Here is a 3,056-nt window from a genome sequence, read left to right as displayed (position 1 = left end):
TGCGGATCCTCATCGAGGCGGCCGACGCCTCGGGCGCCTCCCTGGTGGAGGCCGGCGTCGACAACGTGAAGATCACCCAGGGGCCCTGACCCCGGCCCGGTGCGCGGCCGCCGCCCGGCGGCCGCGCACCCCGGCGGTCCACCTGCCCCCGTCTGCCCCCGTCTGACCCTCCGCGGCCCGGTGGAGGGTCAGGCCCGGCAGACCAGCTCCCCGTGGAGCAGCGACAGCCAGCCGTCCGGCTCGGCGGCCCAGGCCCGCCAGCCCGCGGAGAGGCGGTGCAGTCCCTCCTCGGTCGCGGCGCCCGAGTCGAGGGCCTGGCGGGCCATGTCGGACTTCAGGATCCGCTCGGCCCACATGCCGCCCCACCACTCCCGGTCCTCCGGCGTCGCGAAGCACCAGGTCGAGGAGGTGGCGGTGATGTCGGTGAAACCGGCGGCGCGGGCCCACGACAGCAGCCTGCGCCCCGCGTCCGGCTCGCCCCCGTTGGCCCGGGCGACCTTCTGGTAGAGGGCCAGCCACTCGTCCAGCTCGGGCGGCGCCGGGAACCAGGTGAAGGCGGCGTAGTCGCTGTCGCGGACCGCGACGATCCCGCCCGGACGGCAGACCCGACGCATCTCCCGCAGCGCCTGGACCGGGTCGCCCACGTGCTGCAGCACCTGGTGGGCGTGGACGACGTCGAAGGTGTCGTCGGGGAAGTCCAGCGCGTGCACGTCGGCCACGGCGAACTCGATGCCCGCCGTACCCCGCCGCTCCGCCTCGGCGCGGGCCAGGCCGAGCGCCTCGGCGGTGACCTCGGAGGCGGTGACGACGCCCGGCGCGACCCGCTCGGCCAGGTCGGCGGTGATGGTGCCGGGACCGCAGCCGACGTCCAGCAGCGACATCCCCGGTGACAGGTGGGGGAGCAGGTACGCCGCCGAGTTCTCCGCGGTGCGCCAGCGGTGGGAGCGCAGCACCGACTCGTGGTGCCCGTGGGTGTAGACGGCGTCCTTGGCGGTCATGGCCACTCCTTCGGTCGAGTGGATCAACCGTAGCAGCGGTCTCATTAAATGAGAGAATTTGTCTCAATATATGGGAATAAGATAATCGTCATGCCTATCTACTTGCCCTTATGGGGAAAAGAGGGTGAGACTCGAATGGGTCGTCATCGTCACCAACGGGGGTGGTTTCCATGCGGGACGAGTTCAGTACGCACGAGGTGTGGTCGCTGGAGTGCCAGTGCTGCGGGCGCGTCTGGCAGGAGGAGTACACCGTCCGCCACGTGGCGGACGAGCGAGGTCACGAGGCCGTGGTCTGGACGCAGGCCGGGGAGCCGGTGCAGCCCCCGTGGTCGGGGGTGGACTGCCCCGGTTGCGGGGCCTCCAAGGTGAGCGCCTTCCCGCAGGGGGGGACGCCTGCGGACGGCCGCGGCCCGGGTGGACGCGGGCGCCGGCCGCCCGCCCGTGGAGGCGCTGTACTCACCCGTCCCGCGCAAGCCGCCCGTCCCGCTCTACTGACCGCCTTCCGGCCGCCGGAGGGGGCGGAGCTCGGAGTGGTCCCCGCGGCGGCCGGTGGATCCGCGGGGACCGCGCCGCAGCACGCGGCCCCCGCGGGTCGGGGCGGCCCCGTCGGAGCCACCCCCTGAGGACATGCCGCGATCATGATGGGGAGAATCCCGCGAAACGGCAAAGACCTGGCGGAACGTCAGCCCGTCAGAGACGGAAGCCCAGGTCGGGGACGATCTCGGCGACGTCCATCTGCGCCTTCTGCAGGCGGCCGGAGTAGTCCCAGTTCATCGCCTGCCAGCGGGTGAACTGGTCGAGCACCCACACGCCCGACTGGCGGCTGCCGTTGCCCGACTTGCCGTTCCCGCCGAAGGGCAGGTGCGCCTCGGCGCCGGAGGTGGAGTTGTTGACGCTGACCATGCCCGCGCCGATGCCCGCGCGGAACCGGAAGGCCGCCTTCGGGTCGGTGGTGTAGATCGACGACGAGAGTCCGTAGCCGGGCCGGTTGGCCAGTGCGATCGCCTCCTCCAGGGTGCCGAAGGAGGTCACGCCCACGATCGGGCCGAACGTCTCCTCCAGGAAGAGCCGGTCGCCGGCGCGCACGCCGTCCACGACCACCGGGTGGTAGTAGAGGCCGCCCTCCCCGGTGAAGTCTCCCCGGGGGTTCTCCGGCGTGATCCGGCCCACCGGGCCCGAGACGACCGTGTGGTGCGGTTCGATCCAGCCGAGGTACTCCTCGTAGCGCTCGGCGAACCTGCGGTCCAGCAGCGGCCCGCAGAGCACCTCCCCGGCCGGGTCGCCGATCTCCGCCCCGGCCACGGCCGCGGTGTAGCGGGCGAGGAACTCGTCGTGCACGCTCTCGTGCACGATCACCGTCCCGAGCGACGTGCAGCGCTGCCCGGCCGTGCCGAACCCGGCGAACAGCGCGCCCTCCACCGCCAGGTCCAGGTCGGCGTCCGGCATGACGACCATCGGGTTCTTGCCGCCCAGCTCCAGGCAGGGCGACTGCAGATGGCGCCCGCACAGCTCGCCGATCCTCCGGCCGACCCCGCTGGAACCGGTGAAGCCGACCTTGTGCACCGTGCCCTCCTGCAGGGCGGTCTCCAGGCCCGCGAAGGTCTGCTCGCCGTCGGCCAGCACGAGGCTCAGCACGCCGTCCGGGAGCCCGGCGGCGGCCAGCAGCCGGTAGAGCGCGTGCGCGGAGGCCGCGGCGTACTCGGCGGGCTTCCACACCACGGCGTTGCCGCACAGCAGCGCCGGGACCAGGTACCACGACGGCACCGCGACCGGGAAGTTCCCCGCGGTGACCACCGCCGCCACCCCGACGGGGACCCGGAAGGTGAACAGGCTCTTGTCCGGCATCTCCGAGGGGACCGTCTGCCCGTAGAGCCGCCGCCCCTCGCCCAGGAAGAAGTCGCAGGTGTCGACGATCTCCCGGACCTCGCCCAGCGCCTCGGCGTACGGCTTGCCGATCTCCCGGGTGACCAGCCGGGCCAGCGCCTCGGCGTTGGCCTCCACCAGCCGCCCGGCCGAGGCGATCACCCGCCCCCGCACCGGCGCGGGCACCCGCGCCCA

Annotated in this window: 3 protein-coding genes; 1 reads left to right on the top strand and 2 read right to left on the bottom strand. The window is 73.0% G+C overall.

The genetic code is table 11. From position 1 onward, the window contains the following. Window positions 1-188: 188 nt before the first annotated feature. Window positions 189-998 carry a class I SAM-dependent methyltransferase gene (locus tag ACWJ6R_RS33490; protein ID WP_449066061.1) on the bottom strand — a complete coding sequence of 270 codons (810 nt, stop codon included), beginning with the start codon at window positions 996-998 and terminating at the stop codon, window positions 189-191. A gap of 170 nt (window positions 999-1,168) precedes the next feature. Between ACWJ6R_RS33490 and ACWJ6R_RS33485 the strand changes: the two genes are divergently transcribed. Further along, window positions 1,169-1,621, top strand: coding sequence for a hypothetical protein (locus ACWJ6R_RS33485; protein WP_449066060.1), 453 nt, complete (start codon window positions 1,169-1,171; stop codon window positions 1,619-1,621). A gap of 67 nt (window positions 1,622-1,688) precedes the next feature. On the opposite strand, the gene ACWJ6R_RS33480 is transcribed toward ACWJ6R_RS33485, so the two are convergent. Then, window positions 1,689-3,056, bottom strand: a 1,368-nt coding sequence (locus ACWJ6R_RS33480; protein WP_449066059.1) for an aldehyde dehydrogenase family protein, incomplete at its 5' end; no start/stop codon positions are given.

Source organism: Planomonospora algeriensis, from assembly GCF_977012225.1.
The sequence above is the reverse complement of the archived record's forward strand: the minus strand, read 5'-3'. Positions and strand labels throughout refer to the sequence as shown.

Excerpts from the sequence above, each read along its gene's own strand:
- ACWJ6R_RS33490 (WP_449066061.1), bottom strand. The coding sequence starts at position 998 with ATGACCGCCAAGGACGCCGTCTACACCCACGGGCACCACGAGTCGGTG.
- ACWJ6R_RS33485 (WP_449066060.1), top strand. The coding sequence starts at position 1,169 with ATGCGGGACGAGTTCAGTACGCACGAGGTGTGGTCGCTGGAGTGCCAG.